Origin of the sequence: Bacillus cereus group sp. BfR-BA-01523, from assembly GCF_022662615.1 — a bacterium.
In the GTDB taxonomy this organism is placed as follows: Bacteria; Bacillota; Bacilli; order Bacillales; family Bacillaceae_G; genus Bacillus_A; species Bacillus_A mycoides.
In genome coordinates, this window is record NZ_JAKUDX010000004.1 from 113,766 (window position 1) to 135,036 (window position 21,271).

A 21,271-nucleotide genomic window follows, 5' to 3' on the forward strand; every position below is an offset into this window, starting at 1 on the left:
TTTTTTATAATATTTATTTCATACTCCCATAAATATAATTCTTATATAAAATTTATTTATTTTTAATAAAATTATTATTTTACATAATTAAATTAAATTTCTTCCGTTTCTTTACGATAGCTTACAACTAATTCATAGTTTTGAAAGTACGAAAGATCATCAAAATCTATAAAAATAAACTACCGTCTTTCTCAACTAACACTATTTCCCGAACTAATTTCTCAGAAACAATCCCTAAAGAATATCCGGGCTGAATTGAGCTATTTCCTCCGTACCTTACAATACATCAAATAGATTCATCATGCTTTATACGCAATTCTTCCTTAAAGCATCGTCGAGCATCATGTTCAATTGAAATTTTCATCTTCGCTCTTCCTGTTTACGCAAAATCCTTTTTGCCTAATCTTTGTTTTACAAAAATGACAAATATAATTAAAGCTATTAATCCTGAAATTGCACTACCTGCGAATAAAATACGGTAACCAAACATTTGTGAAACAACTCCAAGTAAAATCGCACCTAATCCAATACCTAAATCAAATGCAGTAAAGAATGAAGCGTTAGCAACTCCTCTTTTACTAGGATCAACAATTGTCAGCATCGCTGCTTGTAAAGCGGGCTGTGCTGAACCGAATCCAACACCATATAATGCCGCTGCAATCATTACACCTATCAAACCATTTGAAATCGTTAGTACAACTATCGCTAAAATAGTAATACATAGTGCCGGAAGTATGATAAAAACTTCTCCATACTTATCTAATAGTTTTCCTGAAATAGGTCGTACAATTGTTAAAGCAATTGCATATACAAGAAAGAATGTCCCAGGATTCACATCAATTGATGACGCGAATAACGGTAAAAATGTTGTTATTCCTCCATATGCAAATGATAAAAAGAAAACAACAACCGTTATTGATAAAACGGATTTTTCAAACAGCTGAATTTTCCCTTTTTCTTTTTGTGGCGTGAATGGCATTTTCGTTATTAACGATAATACGACTGCCATAAAGGATAAAAGAGTTGCTAACAAGAATAGACCATGAAATGAATAATTTTGTACAACCCATAATCCAATCATCGGACCAATTGCCATCGCGATTGTCATCGCCATGCCATACCAGCCCATCCCTTCGCCACGACGTGAATCTGGAATAATATCAGTTATCGCTGTTCCAACTGCTGTTGTAGAAACAGCCCACGTCACTCCATGAATAACGCGTAAAACAGCTAAAAGGACAATAGTCGATGCTAAATTATACGAATACATCGTTATCCCAAAAAATATGAGTCCGAAAATAATAAAAGATCTTCTACCATATTGATCTAACATACCTCCAATAATCGGTCGTATTACAACTGCCGCTATTGTAAACATTCCCATCATCAGTCCAACTTGCGATTCATTTCCACCAATCTCTTTAATAAAGAGCGGGAGCGTTGGAACAAGTAAATAAAACCCCGTAAATAAAAATAACATCGCGATAGTCATTTGTATAAATGATTTCGTCCATAATCGTTCCATTAAAATCCCTCCATAAACACGTAAAATATTACAATCAACACATCAATTGTATATTTTTCATGTTCCCTTGCCCTCCGCTAATAGACGTATCTTTTCATAATAAATGGTCTACCATCAATTTAAGTTGGTCTTACGACTTTATGCCTATGTTTTAAGCAAAAAACCTATATATGTACCTTTATATGTTTTAGAAGAATATACTATTTTATTATTAAACTTAGGAGTGATCGTTTTCATGTGGGTATCACCAAGAATAACCGCCGTTGTCCCATCAGCTCCCTCAATACATGTTCCTGTCGTTCATACAGCTAGTTCTGATGTTGGTATCGAACTTCCTGCCGCTTGGCAACAATATCAATCGACTGACCAAGTCACCCCTTCATTTTGGCATCATGGTACACACCCGAGTAGTCCTACTTTTTATGGCCCTAGTTATCCAATACCGCCAACTCAAATTTTTTATCATTTCCCATCAATTTACTTTCAAAATTTCTATGGTACTTTTAATATTTAAAAATAATATTACTCTTTATAATACAAAAAGCACCAAAGAAACCGTTTTTCCCGGTACCTTCGGTGCTTTTAAAATGCATTATTTATTGTCCATTATTGGAAGGAGCCTCTCCTGTGTTCCCGCCAGTAGTTGGTGGGGTTGGAGTTTCTTGGCCACCTCCAGTGGTTGGTGGATTTGGAGTTCCTTGGCCACCTCCAGTGGTTGGTGGATTTGGAGTTCCTTGGCCACCTCCAGTGGTTGGCGGATTTGGAGTTCCTTGACCACCTCCAGTGGTTGGTGGATTTGGAGTTCCTTGACCACCTCCAGTGGTTGGTGGATTTGGAGTTCCTTGGTCACCACCATTAGTTGGTGGATTTGGAGTTCCTTGACCATTTCCATTGTTTTGTTCATTTTGCTTATTCTGTTCATCTTGTTTCTTTTGCTCTTCTTGCTTCTTAAGTTCATCTTGTTTCTTTTGCTCTTCTTGTTTCTTAAGTTCTTCCTGTTTCTTTAATTCCTCTTGATTTTTCTCTTCTTCAGTTTTTTGCTGTTGATCTTGTTTTGGTTGTTCCGTTGTATCCGGTACGCTAGTATTTGGAGATGAATCACGTTTTTCACCTTTTATACGCAATTCACTACCTTCTTGAATAACACTACTTGGCATTTTAAAGCGTGATTTATCTGTAGCCATCTCGCTCATCATTTCTTTAAAGATCAACTGTGCAATTTTCGTATTTTTACTACTAATATACTCGTCTTTACCATCTTTCGTATATCCAGTCCATACTGCCATCGTATATTGCGGTGTATATCCTGCAAACCAACTATCACGAGTTGCACTTTCTGGAATTCCATATTGTGCTAGTTGTTTTGAAGAATAGTTAGTTGTACCTGTTTTACCAGCTACATCTAAAGAGGCCACATTTGCCGATGTACCAGTACCTGATGTAACTACAGAACGAAGCATATCAGTAATCATATATGCTGTAGAATCCGCCATAACTGATTTTGGTTTTTGTCCAAAACTTTGTGACTTGCCGTCTGGATAAACTACTTTCTTAACAAAATGCGGCTTCGTATACTTACCGTCATTCCCAAATGCCGCATAAGCACCTGCAATTTCAGTTGGTGACGCTTCATTTGTACCGATCGCTGTTGATTCTGTCGGTGCTACATTAAATGTAATACCTAATTTCTCAGAGAACTCTTTCGATTTACTAATACCTACCTCTTTAGCTGTTTTAACTGCTGGAACGTTACGTGACATTTTTAACGCTTCACGCATAGTAATTGGGCCTAAATGACTTCTGTCCGCATTTCGAAGTTCTTGTCCAGTTGAATATTTAAATGGAGAGTCATCGATTTGATGATACGTAGCCCATTTTAAATATTCAATAGCCGGTGCATAATCAAAGATTGGCTTCATAGTTGAACCAGCTGCACGATCTAATTCAATCGCCATATTATGCCCTTTAAATACTGCTTTATTTTCACCGCGCCCACTACCTATAGCGCGAACTTCTCCAGTTTTCGTATCCATAAATGTGAAAGCACCTTGGAATTTATCATTTGGATAATTAATAATATTTGTATTCAAAATATTATCAGCTAATTTCTGTGCTTTTGGATCCAATGTTGTATAAATTTCTAAACCATCAGATCCAATATTAACATCTGGTATTTCCTTTTCTACTTCTTTAACTACTGCATCCATAAATGCAGTATATGGCATCGCTTGTAGTTCAGCTGCACTCTTAATATTTTTATCCACTGGTACTTTCGATGCTTCTTCCATTTCTGCCTTTGTAATATAACCATGTCTATTCATTAAGTTTAGTACAGTATTTCTTCTTTCTGTTGCCCTTTGAACATTTTCTTTTTTCGTTGGGTCATAGTTATTCGGTGCTTTTGGTAAGCCAGCTAGCATCGCAACTTCTGGTAATGTTAAATCTTTCAATTCTTTACCGTAATAGTTTTGTGCCGCTGTTGCGATTCCATATGAACGGTTTCCTAAATTAATTTTATTTAAATACATCTCTAATATTTCATGTTTTGAATATTGTTGTTCTAGCTTATACGCTAAATATATTTCCTGAACCTTACGTTTTGACGTTTTTTCCATCGATAAGAAGTAGTTTTTAATAACTTGCTGCGTTATCGTACTACCACCTTGAGAGCCATAATCTCCCTTAAGACTAACTAAAACTGCACGAGCAGTACCTTTAAAATCTACTCCGCTATGCTCATAAAAACGCGAATCTTCTGTTGCTAAAAATGCATTTTCTACTAATTTTGGGATTTGATCATACGTAACATTCGTCCGCTTTTCTTTCCCATATTCATATACCAAATTCCCGTCTTTATCATAAATTTTTGAGGATAACGGATTAACAAGTTTTGCTTTCTCAAGTTTTGGTGCATCCTTAATCATTACGAAAAAGGTAGCAACCCCTGCCACTAAACCTACAATACCCAGTAGTAAACAACTGATTAAAAATTTACGAAAAAACGATGTTTTACCTTTTGGTTTTGTTTTTTTAGAAGCTGGCTGTTTTTTCTTTTGAACTTGTCGTCGCTCCTCTCGAGAACGATAATTTTCTGACATGTTACTTTCTCCTGCCTTTCAATTCTCCCGTTGATTTACTTGAAAATATTGAGGTCACTTTCCCAAATACATTTAATCAAGAAAGTATATTGACCTGGAGCATTCAATATTTTCCCAATTCACAGATTATACATTTTAGAATACTTCTTATACAAACTATTTTCACTTCTATTTTTTCTAATAATACTGCCCCTTAAAGCATAGAATGTAAGAAGTGAATTTTTAATACCTCGTATAAATAATATACCTTTTTTTCAAATGGTCAATATTTTCTTATTTATAAATCAAAGGTGAAATAAAAATAGCACAACGATATGTACTTCGTGTGAACTTCCTTATAATTACGTATAACAAACATTTAATATATTGCATATAAGTATAATACTCCTTTAATTATTAGGATTTCAACACGACAATCCCCTTCTCTACAAGAAACCATCTAAAATGAAAAATAAGGAGTTGCGTAATGATGAAGCTATCTCCCGTTATTTCAAAAAAATTAGTTGCTGTTGGCTATAATCCTTTTTCTATGATTTTACGTATTCAACTAAAGAATGGTATGTATGATTTCTTTAATGTGCCAGAAAGCATTTACACCGGTTTATTAAACGCACACTCTAAAAGTTATTATCATAATACTTATATTAAAAATTCTTACCGCTATACTAAAATTTAAACTTGATTGGCATACAAAAAAGAAAGGCGAATCAAATCCCCTTTCTTTTTTGTATGTCAATCGCAATTTACCTTCTATTTCTTTTATTAATTTCATCATACGCTTGAACTTGTTTTTTAAGTCGCCTGTCGGCTTTTTTATCATGTACGACAAGAACTGCGTGTATCGCTCCTGGAACCCAAAAAATTAAGGTTAAAATGAAATTAATAATCGCTTGAAACGGCTTTCCGCAAAATAAAACAGCTACCGGCGGAAGTAAAATTGCTAATAAGTACATCATGTCTGAAAAACTCCTTAATGTTTATTTTTCGCTTCTTCCCCATCCATCTCCTACACTATCAAACCTATGAAATCATGTTATTTCTAAAAGCGTATATAAGAACTCATCATTACAAAAATCACATATAATAGTATAACTAAATGAGAAGCCTCTCACTAACGTTAACAAGTTATTTTCACCTGTTCGTTTATATGTATATTCTACGCCTATATGAAAAAGCCTACAAAAACAATTAACACATCCATCTTGTCCTACTTCTAAAATTGAAATACTCCAAACTTCATTGAAATGAGTATTTCATCACCTTTTCTTAGATTCCAATCGTTGTTCCTCTACTATTTCGGTTAATCCAATTGCTGAAATTACAGTACCTATTGCCTGTATCCAAATACCTATTAGCCCTATTATACGTTGATCTTCTTTATCTATATTACTGTCTTCTTTTCCCTTTTCTTCTTTTGGTATATTTTTAATACCTTCATATGCTTGTAATCCCGCACCTAAACTTTGCATTGAATTCCCTAATACGATAATCCACTGTATTCCATTTATCTCATTCAATGCTACTTCTACTCCTAAAAAAGCGCCAATTGATTGCAAACTATTTCCAGTAATTATAAGGAAATCATTTTCTTTCATTTGTTCATTGAGATTAAAATACGTTCCTATTACATTTGAAATATTACCTAAAGCTAATAACTCAATCCCCGTTTTCGCTAGCGCTTTATTTTTATTATCTATAGTTACCTCTTGCTTCTCACATTTATCTTCATCTTTCGCATCATTAGTTGCTATAATTTGTAATATATATCCGAGAGCTTGTAATGAACTCCCTACAATAACGAGATCCGACTCAATCTTTTCTTCCCCTGCAAACCCTCTAGTTGTTCCAATTGCTGCTATAAGATTTCCTCCTACTTGAAACCAGGCACCTGTCAATTCTAAATCGCGTAGGTTCATTTCCCATCACCTATATTTAAATTTTCTAGTACATTCAAAACAAACAAATATCACCTTTAATTCATTATTCTATTTTTCATATGTAATTTTGTGCATCACATAATGTACTAATAATACAAAAGAGCACCTTTCAGGCGCTCTTTTTGACAAGGAGTTTCTCAATGAATGTATGCCGGACATGTCAATGACTCACCGTTTTTATCTATTGATATATTTAATATATAATGAATTGCTTTATGTGACCACATTTCAGGTGTAGGAGATTCTTTTACATATTGAGGTGCACATAAGTGAAGCATTGGAGTGCTAATACTGCCACCTGGATCTAAAGCAACTACTGCCATACCATTTGGCAGTTCCATTGCCATTGACTGCGTGATACCTTCAACAGCAAACTTCGAGGCACAATATGGCGCAAGTTCAGCCTCACCTTCTCTTCCCCAACTAGAGCTCATGTTAATAATAATTCCTTCTTTCCTAGCTATCATCGCCGGGACGAACGCCCTAATGACATTTACTACCCCGTTCACATTTACACTCATTACACTTTCAAATTCTTGTGCGGTAACTTTCCATAGAGGTGCATTTTGATTAACAATCGATGCATTATTTATTAACATATCGGGAGCCCTATACTTATTAAGAATACGACTTGCCCATTTACTAACTTGGTGATGATTTGAAACATCAATTATTTGAAAATCATGTGAAGCACCGTAATATTTATTAAGTTCTTCAATTTTATTTTTTGAGCGCCCACACCCTGCTATGTTCCACCCCAATTCATGAAACCTATCAACCATTGCACGTCCTAACCCTTGCGTTACTCCAGTAATAATTACAAGTTTCCCAATGTCGTTTCGCTCCAACTTCATCTCCTCCTTTCCATTAATATTACTCTTTTTATTCTTATTCAACTTCTCACTTAAGTATCAATTCATTTCATACTTTAGAAGTATTTTTGATATTACATATTACAAACAAAAAGAGTAACCATCATAGTTACTCTTTTTGTTTGTATCGTTATTATTTTTAAATTGTATCTTCTATTCCCTACATTTCTCACATCGATAAATATAGGTTACACCTTAATGAAAGTATATTTATGTTTACGGTTCGATTTATCCAAATACTTTTCAATCCACTTTTTCAACTTAACAGAGCCCACCTCTATCAATAAATTTCCACCTAGTCTTATAACATACTTTTATTTAAATTCTCAATCTCATTTTGCAACTTTTTAAATTGCTCAAAATGCATTGTTATAGATTGAATACTATTCCTTTCAACATTTTGCTTTACTAATAAAACGCCTGTATCGTGAAAAATTGCTTCAAGTTCTTTCCTTATAGATACTTTCGTAATATATGCGGTTTTAATTGCCGATAAAATTGCTATTTCATTAAACTTTAATTTTATTTCATTAGGACAAAATGCTTTTTCGATCAATGTGACATCATTACTATAAATATAAGCAATAAGTTTACTTGATTCTGCATCTGTTAAATCCACTGTTTTTATAACATTATCCATTACATTTTGCCTCCTTTAATTCCATATATATTAATTATTCGAATTTATTCTTTTTAAAATTCAGCTCTTCATTAATTTTAACATACTTTTTGCTCGATTGATTAAACAAAGCTTCAAACATTTTTCTATTCCGGAATATTTGTCAAATGAACCAATTAGACTATACCTTCATATAGTAATGCAAACAATTACTTATAAAGCAGGTGAAAATTATGCCCTCAGTTGTTGGGAATTTAGTTGTACAAAATAGTAACGGATCTTTCAACTTAGGTGATTTCTACAATGTTTCTCCAAAAGAGAATACGAAAGCTTATAACGGCTCTGGCGCATCTAACGTTGGTTTCGTAGTGAACACTTTTAGTGGGGTTAGCGCGACTAATACATTTGATTCTGATCTAGCAGATCAAAACCAAGTTGGTACGGCCTAACCAGATCTGTAATCATTTTTGTATAACATTTTAAAATTTGTCTATACTATACTCAGGCTGATACACAGCTATCATTGATTTTTTGAGTGCCAATCTTTTTCTCCCTTTCCCTGGGACTAAGCAGCTAGCTTGCAGCTAGCTGCTTTTTCATTTAGTTCTTCACCTCTTCAAAAAATTAGGTTTTAACAGGTAGCCTGACTCACAGCCTAATTTTGAGGTGTGAATCTGCCTGTCCGTAAATAGCTAGATAAATTAAAGAAGCTAAACTTCAAAGTTCAGCTTCTTTTAGGTTACATCAATTATGTCCATTGCAGAAAATATATATGTTTTATAAAATGCATCTGTACATTTTACAATTTGTTGAATTGGATTTATATGAACCACTGTCATATAACTCGTAAGTATGTATCCTTCTTCAAAATATGTCACTAACATCTCTTCTTCAGACAATAATGAAGTTAATAATTTGTCTGAAATGCTGTCTTTCGCTTCATTTGTTATTAGCGGTCTTTGGACTTTTAATTTCTCTCCAATAATTTTTTTCATACTTAATAATTGTTCCGACATTACTGTAAACGGAACCCACTCTCTTCCTTTTTCCTGTATCTTTACATAATTCATTTTCTTTACTCCTCAATTTTCTATATCTATCCATTCTTGAACTACCCCACTTTCACTTCGTTTAGAAGTGGGGGATTCCTAAGTAAAGAGTTCTATCGAACTCTAATTCATTAGGCTATCTCCGCAGCCCTTGCGGTTAGAAGCCTTATCGCTTCATTCTTTATCCATCTCTTATTTATACGTAGCGTAGCTTTCCAATTCAAAACTATTTATGAATTTGTAGACATCTCCACTTCGAAAGAACATTCGTTCTAATTATACACGAACGAACGTTCTTACGGAAGTGCAACATGTAAATTTTTCAAACAAAATGCAACTTTAATATATGAAGTTTATTCATACTCATTTATTACTCCCTTTTATTAATCAAATTTCTTTGCACTTCCTATCGCATCATAGAATACATGTAGCAACAATAAAAGCGACTCCACCTAATGTGAAGTCGCTTTTATTGAACTAATTATATTTCTAATTTTACTTTTCTATCCTAACTAACGTTCTTTCTGGAATACAAATTTCAGCTATATCTCATTAACCATCCTTCAACAAAAGCATACACTTTTATTATGAACGAACTCACAAAGCTTTAGAAACTTATGATGTAAAACAATTCATTCCTCATAAGTTTCATACATATCGACAATTACTACCATTTATCCTGCTATTTGTAGGCAGTAAGATTCACACTCATCAATTTTTCACTTTCTTTATTGAATATGCTTGGATTGCATTATAATATGTAATTCTCTCTCTGTTTCTGTTTTTTTCGGATTCCGATAATATTCCAGTTTATATTCTAATACTTCATACTCAACCATCCCAATCTTTATCCCTTTTGTTTCTTTTAATACAGCTAATAGAACGCTTATATTTTCATTAGATGATTCAAAAATTTTCCCTCCGCCTTCTCTCTTAAAAATAACTTTCATATATTCTCCCCCAAATTAATTTAATAATCTAGTAAATATAAAAATATTCATCCTATTTTAATAAAGTGAAGGCTAATAATCAGTGGGGGTTTTACGAGCAGTAAGACTCCCACAAATAGCGGGATAAATAATTCTTATCATCATTAAGAACATCTTTTTGTACTAAATGTTCAACATGTCACTTCCTATAAAGTTAATTTATACTCCAATAAATATGATATGTACCATTCTTTAAATTATGTCCTCAATTCACTCTCCAAGAAAATATATTTAGTTTATATTTAACAAAATTAATTAACTAAAACATTATCATTTCAACATTTTGCGAATTTAATTGCTTATTCCTTTTATCTACATCCAAATTTTCCTATTGTAATTCTTAATATTTAAATGTAATATTGTATTGTCTTACTATCTATTTATAACTCACACACTAACGCGAAAAGGGAACTCTATATGAGTTCCCTTTTCTATTGAAAACAAAAAAACAGAAATATAGCATTATGCTAAATCTCTGTTTTTCTTCTAAACCTTATTTCTCATCTAAGAATTTAAATGTATCTTTAAATTCTTTATCTGTTACTTTAATATCTGCTTCTTTCAATAGATCATTGATTACTTGTTGTTTCCATTTACCTGTCGCATCTTGCAGTCTTTGTTGTTCTAAATCTTTTCGAATCGTATCTTTTACTTCATCAAATGGTTTCAATTCTTTTTTATCCGTCACTTTTATTATATGATAACCATAAGATGTTTTTATTGGCTCACTTACTTGTCCTGCATCTAATTTATATGCAGCTTCCTCAAACTCTTTCACAGTTTGACCAGGAGCAAAACCAGCGATTTCTCCGCCCTGTTCCTTTGAACCAGTATCTTCCGAATACTGTTTCGCTAAAGCAGTAAAATCTTCACCATTATTTATTTTCTCTTTTACTTCTTTCGCAGTTTTTTCATCTTTCACTAAAATGTGACTTACCTTCATTTCAGGTTTATGGTTATCTTTCACATCTTTATCTGTGACAGTCGCTCTAATCGCTTTCTCAAGTGCAATTTCTGGCTTCATTCTCTCTTTTAATTCATCTTCATTCTTTAATCCTACTTGCTCTAAAGCCACTTTAAACTTGTCACCCATTTGTTCCTTCGCTGCTTCTACTTGTTTTTTAGCTTCTTCATCTGAAACTTTATATTTATCTAGCAATGCCTTATTTAACATCATTTGAGATAAAGTACTTTTTCCATATGTTTGCCTTAATTCTTTACTTAACTCTTTCTCTGTCACGTTTCCTATTTTTGATGTTGCAACATTTTCTGAGGAACCACACGCAGACAATGTTAGCGCCACACATGCAATAATAGTTCCCATAAATAGCTTTTTCTTTTTCAATTCAAATACCTCACTTTGATAAATGTATATTAGGAACTATACAGCGCTATTGTGAAATCAATGTGTTTTCTGCAAGTATTTCTCTTCATGCCAGAGACAAGCTTTATTAAATAAAAAAGCCGGCATAAATCCGACTTTTAACATCATTTAATCTGCACATGTTCTTCTTTGATCCATTTGTTCCCACCTATATCTATATATCCATCTTGACGATTCCAAATACGATAAGGAACCCTCCCATCGACCGCACCTGTATCATTCCCGTTTGGCCCATCGTACGTTCTAATTTCATATCCAGGTGTATACTTTGAATATGCATAAAACCATTGTACATTAAAATGTTCTAACTTAGCCCACTGTTGTTCACCACCTAAACAAATCATATCTTTTTCGCCACCTCCCCAATAACCTTTATAGATTAAATATGGGATTTTTTTCGTAAGTCTTCCTATAAATTGCGGGTTCGCAGGATTTTCATATAAATTAATTCCGTATCCATCATCATATTTTGAAACTGCAATACCAATTCCATTTGGTCGCTTACTGTCTCCAATACTAGATTGATTTGTTTGATTTGAACCTATAAACCAAGAAAGATTTTTATTCCCAATTAATTGATTCAAATCACATTTTCCAATACCAGGAACATTTCCTGAATCAGTATATTGCCAAATATCACAAGGATATGCTGGTTTATTCCCTCCATAACGAGGAATCCAAATAAAATCAGCATCAATATTGCGAGCTCCAAATGATACATACGTGTGATGTCCTACATATAAACCAATTTTTTTTGCACCTAATCGGCGTAATTCATCAATAAATGCTTGAGTCCCGCCTTGCATATCTACCATTGTTTGAACTTCTACATCTGCCACCCAAAATTTAGCGTTTTTATCGCCACGATTCCAAAAATCTTGCGCTTCTTTTTTTGCATCTGAAATAGATATAAAACGGCAAAATGCATAATTCCCAAATGGGATACTACGTTTCTTCATTTCTTTCACATAACCTTGATACATAAAATCGATCGTATTCGAACCATCTTGAACTCTAGCAATAACTAAATCTAGCTGAGACGCTGCAATATCCCAATTAATATTTCCATTCCATTTCGAAATATCTACAATATAACCCATTACTAATCAACTCCTTTTTATTATCTTATTCAAAGCTTGTTTTATTGCTAGACCCATACGCCTAATAGCAAGCTTCTATAAGACAAATAAATATATTTTCATCATTTTTTAAAACTAAATAATTTCTTTTTATCCATAATAAATAAGTCCTTCTTTTTTTTCATTTGTAAACGATAAACTTGCGTTTATTTCATACTAAATATTGGGATAAAACTATAAATAATGTACATACTACATATAAGCAATTTTTGCTTATACTCATGAATGACCTCCAAGATTTTTCAATCTCCCTGTAAAAAGGCAAGTTAATTAACGCTTATTCCCTCATATTAGTCTGTTTTTAAGCTTTTTATAAACATGATATATATTTTTTCACAACACTATTTTGATACGTAATAGAAATTACATCAACTCATACGGTATATGTAATAATCAACTACAATAAAAATTACATATTATATTAATATGTCTTCCTAATTAAAAGGAAATAAACATATAACCTCTGTTATGTAAGGAGTTTATTTAATGAAAAAAATCCCTATCGTATTCAAAGTTCCCCCGAATTCAAAGCTAAAAGTTACATTCTATGGTCCTTGTAACGAAGTAATTACAAATGTATCTTTAATTAATCAACTACTCACCCCTACCTGCCAAACTGTATCTCAATATCCAGACTTCAAGAAATATATAACTGAAGTCCGATCATTATCAAATTGTTAATCGTATAATTTTATGATTTATCATTTCGAACAGTACGATAACAAAATAATAAAAAGAGCCGCATCTTTCAAAAGAAACGGCTCTTTTTCATTTCACAAAACATGACTTCATTAAAAAACTAAAATAACTCATTAATTGATATTCTGTTGATATTTTATTGATATTTTACACATATTAATGAAATGCGCATATATTATCGTATGGAGATTCTCCACTCATAAAACCTATCTTTTTTTGAGCATACTTTATTTGTATGCTCCTTTTTTATTCTTTACTTAACGGCTTACCCTGTTAATATTTCCAAATATCATTTGAACGAACATTGAATATTTCAATTTTTTTATTATGTGCTATGAATATAAGTTTAATAATTTATCTGTAGCTACATTTTCAGTATCACTTAAATCGACAAAATAATGAAGTTGCCACAATTGACTCTTCTTAGCTTGATTACTAATAGGTTTATCCCAAATAGGGTAAACCCTCATAGCCATTTTCCCTTTTTGATTTTGAGTTTTTAATATTTTTTCTTTTAGAAGAATCTCTTTTGGAAAAATAAATTGTCCTAGTTTATTATCCGCTATACAAGTGATAACTAAAAGGTTAGGAGCTGAATCATAAGAAAATGCCTGATTGCTCATAGAGGCATTCTTCTCCCAAAAAGATACAAATTGTCCAATCTTATTAGGCGTAATTTTTGATACCCTAAATCGGATGCTTCTATTATTTAGCTGGAATACCCCTCCTGCATATTCTGAATTTTGCTTTTCTTCTTTTCGTTTAGTAATTAATAGATTATTAGGTTTGTAAATCATTTCATCTAGTTTTTCAATTATATTACTAAAATTTGTCATGTAAACGCACCTTTTTTATTTTCCAGTATACCAAGAACGTTCGTTCTTGTATATTAAACTTAAACAAATGTTGGCTCTGAATAGTCTTTCAAAGATTATTTTATCTACTCCATCCATAACTTCAAATTTACTTTTATAGTATTTATTACATTACTCTTCCAATTCCTTATATTCTTCATTATTTCATTAATATATTAATAAAAACCGAGGTACATATTACATGAATCCATCCAAAATTGACTTCGGCTCCATAGAGCAACCTTTATTCCTATTAATTTTATATCTTATCGCAATTCTTTTAACACTCGGCATTACATTTAGTATATGTCATTCCCTTTTACTAAATTTAAATGCAACGAGATGGGTAGCAAAACTGTTAGCTATCGTATTAACTCTAGGTGTTGCTTATCAAGTGTTTATGAACTTATTTTAATATATTACCAATTTAACACCTTTAACTAAAAGGCCCTACCATAAGGTAGAGCCTTTTTCAAAAAAATAGTCCATAAATCACAAACATGTCTTTTATTTTATTGGAGATGGGAATCTTGCAGCTTCAAAATGCGTACTAATAAATCCTGGATCATTTTGTATAATCAGTCCATCTACATCACTCTCAGCAAAAATTTCAACTACATCTCCTGCATGTAATTGAAGTATTGTTGAAACAGCTACGACATTTGCAAAATTGGGTGGACCAAAAAAGTCATTATCTATCGCTATAGCTGGATTATCATTTACCCGAATTTCTACACGCGCTCTATAATTCGTATTACTATCATTAGGTGCAAAGCTGATTGTACCAATAATAGAATAAACCCCTCTAGTCTTCGGAATAAAATCTGATGTTACTGGATTATATTCATTCGCTAAATCAAACTGTTCATTTTGGAATAATACTTTAACAAAAGTATTTGCAGTGACATTTTGATCTACTGTACTAACCGCTCTAAAAGCAGATGCCCTTACAAGTTTATCTTTCTCATTATCACAACACTTATCGTAATAATCTGTACTCTTCTTACAACAAGTATGCTTTGTCTTTTTATAGCCATTGCAATGCTTACAATAATAATAAGACATATTTATATCCCCTTTCTAAATCTATTGTTGTATACTATGCAAAATAAATTTAAAAAGTTTGGACGAGCTATTGCTATTATGAAATTAAAAAACTCCACCGAAAAGCAGAGTTAATAAATTTTTTCCTTTTTAATATTTATACAATTGGAGATGGGAATCTTGCAGCCTCAAAATGAGAACCGTCTTCTGTACTACTAATAACGCCATCTATACTACTTTGTGCAAAAATCTCGACAATATCACCTGCATGTAATTGAAGTATTGTTGAAACACTTACGACATTACCGAAATTTATCGGACCAAAAAAGTCGTTATCTATAGCAATTGCCGCATTTCCATTCACTCGAACTTCTACACGCGCTCTATAATTTAAATTTGTATCGTTCGGAAAGAAACCAATCGTCCCAATTACGGAATAAACTCCTCTAGTCTTCGGAGTAAAATCTGATGTTACTGGGTTATATTCGTTCGCTAAATCAAATTGTTCATTTTGAAATAATACTTTAACAAAAGTATTAGCTGGAAGGTTTTGATTAACTGTATTTACAGCTCTAAAAGCAGATGCTCTTACAAGGTTATTCTCCTTATGATCGCAAGAACAGTCATCACATCTTTTACCGCACTTATTATAATAATCACTTCTTTTTTTACAGCAATCATGATTTTTCTTTTGGTAACTCTCACAATTCTTACAGTAGTAATAACAAGACATATATAGTGCTCCTTTCTAATCTACTACTGCATAATATGTATGCTAAACTTGAAAAGTTTGGACAGGTTATTGCGATTACAAAAATAAAAATGCTCCACCATAAGGCAGAGCGAAGAGAAAGTATAACTTTTAAAAACAAAGCACTCATGTAATATTCTGGTTAAATCAGTAATACAAATTATCTAGTTTCATCAACTCGGATTTTCAGAAAAAACTCCTCTGTACGATTTTATTATTATTGAATAGATTATATTGTTAAGTGAGATATGCAATATTTCATATTTTATTATTTTAATGTTCTTTTATTACAGATGAAGTGATAACAATCTCTTGTATTCCCTTTAAAATCAACAATATCTCCTGTGCCAAATATTTTTCTATCCTCTAGAATTATTATTAAACATTATATTCAAATATTATTATTGTGAATTATTGACCTGCACAAACGTAAGAGTTTTATTCTATCGACAAGAAATAAGGTAAGAGTTACTCTTTGCCATTTTAGGAAAGCATCCAAAATTTATAAACGCTTGGCAATAATTTTTGCCAAATTCCTCTCTCATCATTCTTATCGTCACCTTTCATTTTGGAAAAATAATATCCCCCCACTTAAGAATCCTTGCGTTGCATATAACTCATGAGGTTGTAACATTCTCATTCCAATATCTAAAATTTTATAATTGTTCCCTAGATACGAATCATTTCTTATAAGGACGCTCTGTACTTGCGCCCTTATATAAATACTTAAATTTATTCCCCGCATATTTTTATAAATTGTATACAGTTCCATATGGAATTGTTGAAACAGAAATTCCGTATGGTGTAATATGATGCATTGGGTAATAATACTCCATAGATGGATAGTACGGTTGTATGCCTTGCTGTATTTGTTGCATTTGCTGCTGTGCTTGTAACGCTTGTTGAACAGCTTGAATTGTAGTTTGTGCTCCGCTATACGTAATACCCGCCGTACCATACGGACGCATTCTATCTCGGGTATCAAAATATGAATAAAACATTATTATTCAACTCACTTCCATATAAGTTATTACAAAGTATGTTATGATTCTTAATTTCAGTGAGTGTTAAAAACTAATCCACTAGCTTTTATTCAAATAGCGTTTTGTTCACCTTCCTTCTTTTGACCCTCACTCTTTCCCGAAATATTCCGGCGATTTTTCGCATTCAAGGCCCATCTTTTCACCGACAATCAATCGGTCTACATTTGCAAGCATCCACGGGTATTCAGGATGTTGCAGGATTGCATTTCTGCGTTGTACCTTTAAATCCCGTACGCTTGGAATCGACTTATGGCATCTTGTAACTTTTCGGCATCGATAGACTTTGTCATGATACCTTCTTGCTCCTGTGGATCAGCTTTACCATAGCCATTGTGCATGGACATCTGGTTTTCTAGCATCTAGCTCACCTTCTTAAAAAATGCAGGATTTTCCTTTCCATTATCGAATTAGTAATGTTTGAAAAGGGGGTGTAATATGGCAGAAATTAAAGTAGGACTTACACAATTTTTAGATTTCACACTGAAAAGTAGTGCAGCTAAAACAAACTTTGTGAAAAATCTAAAATCTCAACCGGAATACCAACCAGCTTTTGATTACTGGAAACAATTACGAGACACTGTTATTAAATTTCATCAAAACGAACTACCTTTTGAATGTTTCGAAACATTAGTGCAAACGGTTGATCAGAAGAAAAAACAAAACTACATTGATGTCATAAAACAGTACAAAAAATTTATTAAAAACAAAGACGTCTCTTGGTTCGATCCAGGTAAATCACATTGGATATCAGATGATTTAATCGTCCGCTCATCACCTGAACTCGGTTTGCTCATTAATGATGAGCCGCATCTTATCAAACTGTTTTTCAAAGGAAAAAAAGAGCGAATTGATAAATACAACATCAACTCAACGCTGACATTATTAAACGAATCGACATTTTCAAATGAACATAACGATGTGAATTATACGGTTCTTAACATCCAAAAGAACAGAATGTATACGAATAACTCTATTAATAATGATCATTTAATAGCGCTTGAATCAGAAGCTAACCAGCTTTGTTATATATGGAATAAGATGTAAAGAGTACTATTCATCTCTTTCAATACCTTTTCCATGCATAATTTGGACACAATTTTCACAGATCCTATCAGTTTCGTTTAATTGAAGCTCACCTTCTTGTTCCTCACGAACAATGCAGGGTGGGCGTTTTTTCAAAAATAGTTTCTTTCACCATTTCCGCATCCTAACTCACCTCCTCCGAAAGAGTGATATAATGAGCTCTCTCCACTAAATCAGCGTTAACCCCCTGTTTTTTTAACCGATGAAGAAGATCTTCGTTTTTTAGAAGATGCAAAAGAAAACCGTTATTATATCGCTTATCTTCTTGCAATTACATGTGGAATGCGTAAAGGTGAAACCTTAGGTCTACAATGGAAAGAGATTGCTGATTTTACCTGACATTACTTTAATGGCACTAAATGACCATCTGCAAAAAATCTCTGAGGAAAAAGAGCGATATGCTGAAAGCTATAATGACTACGATTTGGTCTGCCGTTTCAGAAGTTTGACACAGCTCCTGAAAAAGCTTATAAAGAAAAGTGAGGTTCCTGATATTCGGTTCCATGTTCTGAGACATACTCGTGTAACAATTATGTTAAAACAAAGTATACATCCGAAGATTGTAAGTGAACGATTAGGACATAAAAGAGTAGGCATCACATTGGAAACCTACTCACATGTTGTACCAGGACTTCAGGAAACTGCGGTGGATCAATTTGTAAACGAATTTTTTGTTAGAAGTTTTCGTTTCTAGGCAAAAACATCGCCTAAATAACCCCAAATATTATAAGTGAAAAAGGAGAAACAAAACATGAAAGAAATCAAATCTGAACAAGAATTCAAAGACATCATCGCAAGCGAGGAGCCAGTAGTTGTTAAGTTCTTTACTACATGGTGCCCAGATTGCGTGCGTATGGACAACTTTATCGGAGATGTAATGGAAGAGTTCAATAAATTTGAATGGTATTCTATTAATAAAGATGAGTTCCCAAGTATTGCTGAAGAGTATCAAGTAATGGGTATTCCAAGCCTACTTGTATATCAAAATGGCGAAAAGTTAGGTCACTTACATAGTGCAAATGCAAAAACGGAAGAGCAAGTTACTGAGTTTTTAGAAGCATACTAAGAAACGAAAAACCTCTGAAAAATCATCAGAGGTTTTTTTCGTTTTCAAATTGTTCTTTGCCTTTTTCTCTTTCTGGAAAGTGAATATTATAATGCTTTCTCCTCTTCTTATTGAAGAATTTTGTTATCATTTCTTATATATTACTCACATGAGGAATTACAAAGAGTCATTTTGCGAAAAATATATATGAAAAAAATTTTGAGAATCATTATTCTCGCCCTCTTTCCATTTGCCATAATCATCATTAATTGTTTAATAAAGTGAAACTTTAATCAGTGGGGTTTTTGTTCATCCCCCACTGATTATTAGCCTTCACCAATCGGGCGTTTACGGGCAGCCCGACTCCCACCTAACTTCTTTGCTCCAACTGAATTTTGAGGTGGGGGTCTTACTGCCCTCAAATAGCGGGATAAATTTCTACTTTGTACTTTTCAACATATTTTTCCTTAACGAAACTTTGTTATCCCCTTCTTAAAAAGCTATAAAACGTCAACAATGTTTGTATAGACCCACACGAGTTTCGTTTGATACTCTATGTATAGAAAGAAATTCCTTGTAGAAAGGCGAGTGATTAAAATGGATTCTCTTTCTCATAAAGAAGCTGATAAAGGTGCTATTGTCAGCATTATAGCCTACATATTTTTATCCTCTATGAAAATCATCATCAGTTATATTACCCTCTCTAGCGCATTACGTGCTGACGGTTTGAATAACTTAACGGATATTGGTGCTTCTTTAGCAATATTAATTGGCCTGAAAATTTCTCGTAAGCCTCGTGACCCAGATCATCCATATGGGCATTCGCGTGCAGAACAAATCGCATCACTTGTTGCTTCCTTTATTATGGCAACGGTCGGATTAGAAGTTGTTATTAGTGCAATTCAATCGTTTTTCAATCCGAAACAAGCAGCACCTAATGTACTTGCTGCATGGGTAGCTTTATTTTCTGCTGGCGTTATGTACGGTGTATACAAGTATACGAAAAAGATTGCAATGCGAACAAAAAGTAAATCATTAGAGGCTGCTGCAAAAGATAATTTATCAGATGCTCTTGTAAGTATTGGTACAGTAGTAGGTATAGTCGGAGCACAGTTCCAAATGCCTATTTTGGACCCTATTGCAGCTTTACTTGTCGGTCTTATTATTTGTAAGACCGCATGGGAAATTTTCGTAGAAGCTTCTCATATGCTAACGGATGGAATTGATCCTGAAAAAATGGATGAATACGCTGATGCTATAGGGCATATTTCAGGTGTAGAACATATTGTAGATATTCGTGCTCGTATGTATGGGAACCAAACGTATGTGGATATTACAATTGAAGTAGATGCTCGAATGGATGTTAGCGAAAGCCATTGTATTACTGACAATATTGAAGATATGCTTCGAAAAAAATTCGGAATTTACCATGCTCATATTCATGTGGAGCCCATGCAAAAAGAACCTATTATGACATAGGTTCTTTTTTAATGAACGCCTTATGAAATATAATACATAAAACGAGCCAGCTACCGCCCGCTGCCCATCCGGCTAATATGTCAGATGGATAGTGCACGCCAAGATAAATTCGGCTAACTGAAATAGATAATACAACGAAGCTTGCTATAAAAATAATTAGCAACTTTTTATGCAATGAAATACGATCTTCTGTAATTGTGACGTATGCAATAAATCCTAAAAAAGCAGTAGCATTCATCGTATGACCGCTCGGAAAGCTATATCCAGTTGCTGTAACAAGCTGTGTCACATCAGGTCGTGCTCGTTCATACCATAGTTTGAGCATACTGTTCAAATAACGTGATCCGTAATAATTAATTGTTAGAAGTAATGCACTTAATATTTTTTTTCTAAGAAGAAAATACATTACAAGTATAATGAGTAACGGGAAATATATTCTTTTTGAACCGATAAAGGACACCCAAGTAAAATAGGTTGTCAAATACTCGTTTCGGAAACTTTGAATAAAGTGTGCGACTACATTATCAAATTTTTCAATACAAGCGGTATGATACGAAAGTGATAGTGCGACAAAACAAATGAGTAGTGTACAACTTAACAAGTATAAATGTCGGTATCGTTTCACATACATAACCTCACTATGCAAAAAAATGGAGCGGTT

Annotated in this window: 25 protein-coding genes and 2 pseudogenes; 9 read left to right on the top strand and 18 right to left on the bottom strand. The window is 33.2% G+C overall.

The genetic code is table 11. The features are described from left to right. Window positions 1–92 precede the first annotated feature (92 nt). Window positions 93–364 (bottom strand): annotated as a pseudogene (locus MR066_RS12515) (HesB/YadR/YfhF family protein). A gap of 15 nt (window positions 365–379) precedes the next feature. Continuing rightward, window positions 380–1,525, bottom strand: a complete 1,146-nt coding sequence (locus MR066_RS12520; RefSeq protein ID WP_016094095.1) for an MFS transporter — start codon at window positions 1,523–1,525, stop codon at window positions 380–382. A gap of 235 nt (window positions 1,526–1,760) precedes the next feature. Between MR066_RS12520 and MR066_RS12525 the strand changes: the two genes are divergently transcribed. After that, window positions 1,761–2,039 carry a hypothetical protein gene (locus MR066_RS12525; RefSeq protein ID WP_242247388.1) on the top strand — a complete coding sequence of 93 codons (279 nt, stop codon included), beginning with the start codon at window positions 1,761–1,763 and terminating at the stop codon, window positions 2,037–2,039. An 82-nt stretch (window positions 2,040–2,121) separates the two neighbouring features. On the opposite strand, the gene MR066_RS12530 is transcribed toward MR066_RS12525, so the two are convergent. Then, the gene (locus MR066_RS12530) at window positions 2,122–4,623 is read right to left on the bottom strand and encodes a PBP1A family penicillin-binding protein (protein ID WP_242247389.1); all 2,502 of its coding nucleotides are present in this window, start codon (window positions 4,621–4,623) and stop codon (window positions 2,122–2,124) included. Between the two features lie 466 nt (window positions 4,624–5,089). Between MR066_RS12530 and MR066_RS12535 the strand changes: the two genes are divergently transcribed. Beyond that, window positions 5,090–5,299, top strand: coding sequence for a KTSC domain-containing protein (locus tag MR066_RS12535; protein ID WP_002085762.1), 210 nt, complete (start codon window positions 5,090–5,092; stop codon window positions 5,297–5,299). A 67-nt stretch (window positions 5,300–5,366) separates the two neighbouring features. Here MR066_RS12535 and MR066_RS12540 read toward each other — a convergent pair whose 3' ends face one another. From MR066_RS12540 to MR066_RS12555, 4 genes are all read right to left on the bottom strand, one after another. After that, window positions 5,367–5,579, bottom strand: coding sequence for a YqaE/Pmp3 family membrane protein (locus tag MR066_RS12540; protein ID WP_002085763.1), 213 nt, complete (start codon window positions 5,577–5,579; stop codon window positions 5,367–5,369). A 300-nt stretch (window positions 5,580–5,879) separates the two neighbouring features. Then, window positions 5,880–6,539 carry a DUF6944 family repetitive protein gene (locus MR066_RS12545; RefSeq protein WP_002035373.1) on the bottom strand — a complete coding sequence of 220 codons (660 nt, stop codon included), beginning with the start codon at window positions 6,537–6,539 and terminating at the stop codon, window positions 5,880–5,882. Between the two features lie 158 nt (window positions 6,540–6,697). Further along, window positions 6,698–7,408 carry an SDR family oxidoreductase gene (locus MR066_RS12550; protein ID WP_002085764.1) on the bottom strand — a complete coding sequence of 237 codons (711 nt, stop codon included), beginning with the start codon at window positions 7,406–7,408 and terminating at the stop codon, window positions 6,698–6,700. A gap of 325 nt (window positions 7,409–7,733) precedes the next feature. Next, window positions 7,734–8,072, bottom strand: a complete 339-nt coding sequence (locus MR066_RS12555; protein ID WP_002031841.1) for a hypothetical protein — start codon at window positions 8,070–8,072, stop codon at window positions 7,734–7,736. Between the two features lie 212 nt (window positions 8,073–8,284). Here MR066_RS12555 and gerPF point away from each other — a divergent pair, with 212 nt between their 5' ends. Then, window positions 8,285–8,500, top strand: a complete 216-nt coding sequence (gerPF, locus tag MR066_RS12560) for a spore germination protein GerPF (protein WP_001141569.1) — start codon at window positions 8,285–8,287, stop codon at window positions 8,498–8,500. 285 nt (window positions 8,501–8,785) lie between these two features. On the opposite strand, the gene MR066_RS12565 is transcribed toward gerPF, so the two are convergent. The 4 genes from MR066_RS12565 to MR066_RS12580 form a co-directional block, all read right to left on the bottom strand. Then, entirely contained in the window at window positions 8,786–9,121 is a 336-nt protein-coding gene (locus tag MR066_RS12565) for a YolD-like family protein (protein ID WP_002085766.1), read from the bottom strand. 707 nt (window positions 9,122–9,828) lie between these two features. After that, window positions 9,829–10,050: a hypothetical protein gene (locus tag MR066_RS12570; protein WP_242247390.1), complete on the bottom strand. Its 222-nt coding sequence runs from the start codon at window positions 10,048–10,050 to the stop codon at window positions 9,829–9,831. A gap of 532 nt (window positions 10,051–10,582) precedes the next feature. Further along, a complete protein-coding gene (locus tag MR066_RS12575; RefSeq protein ID WP_242247391.1) occupies window positions 10,583–11,434 on the bottom strand; it encodes a peptidylprolyl isomerase PrsA in 852 nt (283 codons plus the stop codon). A gap of 143 nt (window positions 11,435–11,577) precedes the next feature. Continuing rightward, on the bottom strand, window positions 11,578–12,573 hold the full coding sequence (locus tag MR066_RS12580) for a glycoside hydrolase family 25 protein (protein ID WP_012260898.1): 996 nt from the start codon (window positions 12,571–12,573) through the stop codon (window positions 11,578–11,580). A 525-nt stretch (window positions 12,574–13,098) separates the two neighbouring features. Between MR066_RS12580 and MR066_RS12585 the strand changes: the two genes are divergently transcribed. Beyond that, window positions 13,099–13,293: a hypothetical protein gene (locus MR066_RS12585; RefSeq protein WP_002085768.1), complete on the top strand. Its 195-nt coding sequence runs from the start codon at window positions 13,099–13,101 to the stop codon at window positions 13,291–13,293. Between the two features lie 350 nt (window positions 13,294–13,643). Here the strand turns inward: MR066_RS12585 and MR066_RS12590 are convergent, their stop codons facing one another. Continuing rightward, entirely contained in the window at window positions 13,644–14,147 is a 504-nt protein-coding gene (locus MR066_RS12590; protein WP_002012628.1) for a MepB family protein, read from the bottom strand. Between the two features lie 220 nt (window positions 14,148–14,367). Here MR066_RS12590 and MR066_RS12595 point away from each other — a divergent pair, with 220 nt between their 5' ends. Then, on the top strand, window positions 14,368–14,580 hold the full coding sequence (locus MR066_RS12595; protein ID WP_242247392.1) for a hypothetical protein: 213 nt from the start codon (window positions 14,368–14,370) through the stop codon (window positions 14,578–14,580). 92 nt (window positions 14,581–14,672) lie between these two features. On the opposite strand, the gene MR066_RS12600 is transcribed toward MR066_RS12595, so the two are convergent. The 5 genes and pseudogenes from MR066_RS12600 to MR066_RS12615 all read right to left on the bottom strand — a co-directional run bounded on the left by MR066_RS12600 (window position 14,673) and on the right by MR066_RS12615 (window position 17,362). Next, window positions 14,673–15,230: a hypothetical protein gene (locus tag MR066_RS12600; RefSeq protein ID WP_002065254.1), complete on the bottom strand. Its 558-nt coding sequence runs from the start codon at window positions 15,228–15,230 to the stop codon at window positions 14,673–14,675. A 136-nt stretch (window positions 15,231–15,366) separates the two neighbouring features. Then, window positions 15,367–15,942 carry a C1q-like domain-containing protein gene (locus MR066_RS12605; RefSeq protein ID WP_242247393.1) on the bottom strand — a complete coding sequence of 192 codons (576 nt, stop codon included), beginning with the start codon at window positions 15,940–15,942 and terminating at the stop codon, window positions 15,367–15,369. Window positions 15,943–16,709: 767 nt separating this feature from the next. Beyond that, a complete protein-coding gene (locus MR066_RS12610; RefSeq protein ID WP_002127261.1) occupies window positions 16,710–16,961 on the bottom strand; it encodes a DUF3947 family protein in 252 nt (83 codons plus the stop codon). A 132-nt stretch (window positions 16,962–17,093) separates the two neighbouring features. Beyond that, a pseudogene (locus tag MR066_RS27375) lies at window positions 17,094–17,228 on the bottom strand (YqaJ viral recombinase family protein); the annotation flags it as partial. Next, complete coding sequence (locus MR066_RS12615) at window positions 17,225–17,362, bottom strand: hypothetical protein (protein ID WP_242247394.1); 138 nt, start codon at window positions 17,360–17,362, stop codon at window positions 17,225–17,227. The gene MR066_RS12615 and the pseudogene MR066_RS27375, both read right to left, overlap by 4 nt. 76 nt (window positions 17,363–17,438) lie before the next feature. Between MR066_RS12615 and MR066_RS12620 the strand changes: the two genes are divergently transcribed. The 4 genes from MR066_RS12620 (at window position 17,439) to MR066_RS12635 (ending at window position 20,610) form a co-directional block, all read left to right on the top strand. Continuing rightward, on the top strand, window positions 17,439–18,047 hold the full coding sequence (locus MR066_RS12620) for a hypothetical protein (protein WP_002012636.1): 609 nt from the start codon (window positions 17,439–17,441) through the stop codon (window positions 18,045–18,047). Window positions 18,048–18,408: 361 nt separating this feature from the next. Further along, on the top strand, window positions 18,409–18,780 hold the full coding sequence (locus MR066_RS12625) for a tyrosine-type recombinase/integrase (protein WP_313954303.1): 372 nt from the start codon (window positions 18,409–18,411) through the stop codon (window positions 18,778–18,780). A 57-nt stretch (window positions 18,781–18,837) separates the two neighbouring features. Further along, window positions 18,838–19,152 (top strand): thioredoxin family protein, encoded by a 315-nt coding sequence (locus MR066_RS12630; protein WP_000658777.1) that lies wholly within the window; start codon window positions 18,838–18,840, stop codon window positions 19,150–19,152. 576 nt (window positions 19,153–19,728) lie between these two features. Next, window positions 19,729–20,610, top strand: coding sequence for a cation diffusion facilitator family transporter (locus MR066_RS12635; RefSeq protein ID WP_242247395.1), 882 nt, complete (start codon window positions 19,729–19,731; stop codon window positions 20,608–20,610). Here MR066_RS12635 and MR066_RS12640 read toward each other — a convergent pair. Next, window positions 20,600–21,235 (bottom strand): phosphatase PAP2 family protein, encoded by a 636-nt coding sequence (locus MR066_RS12640; RefSeq protein ID WP_002127255.1) that lies wholly within the window; start codon window positions 21,233–21,235, stop codon window positions 20,600–20,602. The genes MR066_RS12635 and MR066_RS12640 overlap by 11 nt on opposite strands. Window positions 21,236–21,271 lie beyond the last annotated feature (36 nt).

Bases quoted from the DNA above. Each gene is read 5' to 3' on its own strand.
- MR066_RS12530 (WP_242247389.1), bottom strand. From the start codon at position 4,623: ATGTCAGAAAATTATCGTTCTCGAGAGGAGCGACGACAAGTTCAAAAG.
- MR066_RS12635 (WP_242247395.1), top strand. From the start codon at position 19,729: ATGGATTCTCTTTCTCATAAAGAAGCTGATAAAGGTGCTATTGTCAGC.
- MR066_RS12595 (WP_242247392.1), top strand. From the start codon at position 14,368: ATGAATCCATCCAAAATTGACTTCGGCTCCATAGAGCAACCTTTATTC.
- MR066_RS12590 (WP_002012628.1), bottom strand. From the start codon at position 14,147: ATGACAAATTTTAGTAATATAATTGAAAAACTAGATGAAATGATTTAC.
- MR066_RS12630 (WP_000658777.1), top strand. From the start codon at position 18,838: ATGAAAGAAATCAAATCTGAACAAGAATTCAAAGACATCATCGCAAGC.
- MR066_RS12580 (WP_012260898.1), bottom strand. From the start codon at position 12,573: ATGGGTTATATTGTAGATATTTCGAAATGGAATGGAAATATTAATTGG.
- MR066_RS12540 (WP_002085763.1), bottom strand. From the start codon at position 5,579: ATGATGTACTTATTAGCAATTTTACTTCCGCCGGTAGCTGTTTTATTT.
- MR066_RS12600 (WP_002065254.1), bottom strand. From the start codon at position 15,230: ATGTCTTATTATTATTGTAAGCATTGCAATGGCTATAAAAAGACAAAG.
- MR066_RS12610 (WP_002127261.1), bottom strand. From the start codon at position 16,961: ATGTTTTATTCATATTTTGATACCCGAGATAGAATGCGTCCGTATGGT.
- MR066_RS12545 (WP_002035373.1), bottom strand. From the start codon at position 6,539: ATGAACCTACGCGATTTAGAATTGACAGGTGCCTGGTTTCAAGTAGGA.
- MR066_RS12605 (WP_242247393.1), bottom strand. From the start codon at position 15,942: ATGTCTTGTTATTACTACTGTAAGAATTGTGAGAGTTACCAAAAGAAA.
- MR066_RS12555 (WP_002031841.1), bottom strand. From the start codon at position 8,072: ATGGATAATGTTATAAAAACAGTGGATTTAACAGATGCAGAATCAAGT.
- MR066_RS12620 (WP_002012636.1), top strand. From the start codon at position 17,439: ATGGCAGAAATTAAAGTAGGACTTACACAATTTTTAGATTTCACACTG.
- MR066_RS12585 (WP_002085768.1), top strand. From the start codon at position 13,099: ATGAAAAAAATCCCTATCGTATTCAAAGTTCCCCCGAATTCAAAGCTA.
- MR066_RS12570 (WP_242247390.1), bottom strand. From the start codon at position 10,050: ATGAAAGTTATTTTTAAGAGAGAAGGCGGAGGGAAAATTTTTGAATCA.
- MR066_RS12520 (WP_016094095.1), bottom strand. From the start codon at position 1,525: ATGGAACGATTATGGACGAAATCATTTATACAAATGACTATCGCGATG.
- gerPF (WP_001141569.1), top strand. From the start codon at position 8,285: ATGCCCTCAGTTGTTGGGAATTTAGTTGTACAAAATAGTAACGGATCT.
- MR066_RS12615 (WP_242247394.1), bottom strand. From the start codon at position 17,362: ATGCTAGAAAACCAGATGTCCATGCACAATGGCTATGGTAAAGCTGAT.
- MR066_RS12535 (WP_002085762.1), top strand. From the start codon at position 5,090: ATGATGAAGCTATCTCCCGTTATTTCAAAAAAATTAGTTGCTGTTGGC.
- MR066_RS12525 (WP_242247388.1), top strand. From the start codon at position 1,761: ATGTGGGTATCACCAAGAATAACCGCCGTTGTCCCATCAGCTCCCTCA.
- MR066_RS12565 (WP_002085766.1), bottom strand. From the start codon at position 9,121: ATGAATTATGTAAAGATACAGGAAAAAGGAAGAGAGTGGGTTCCGTTT.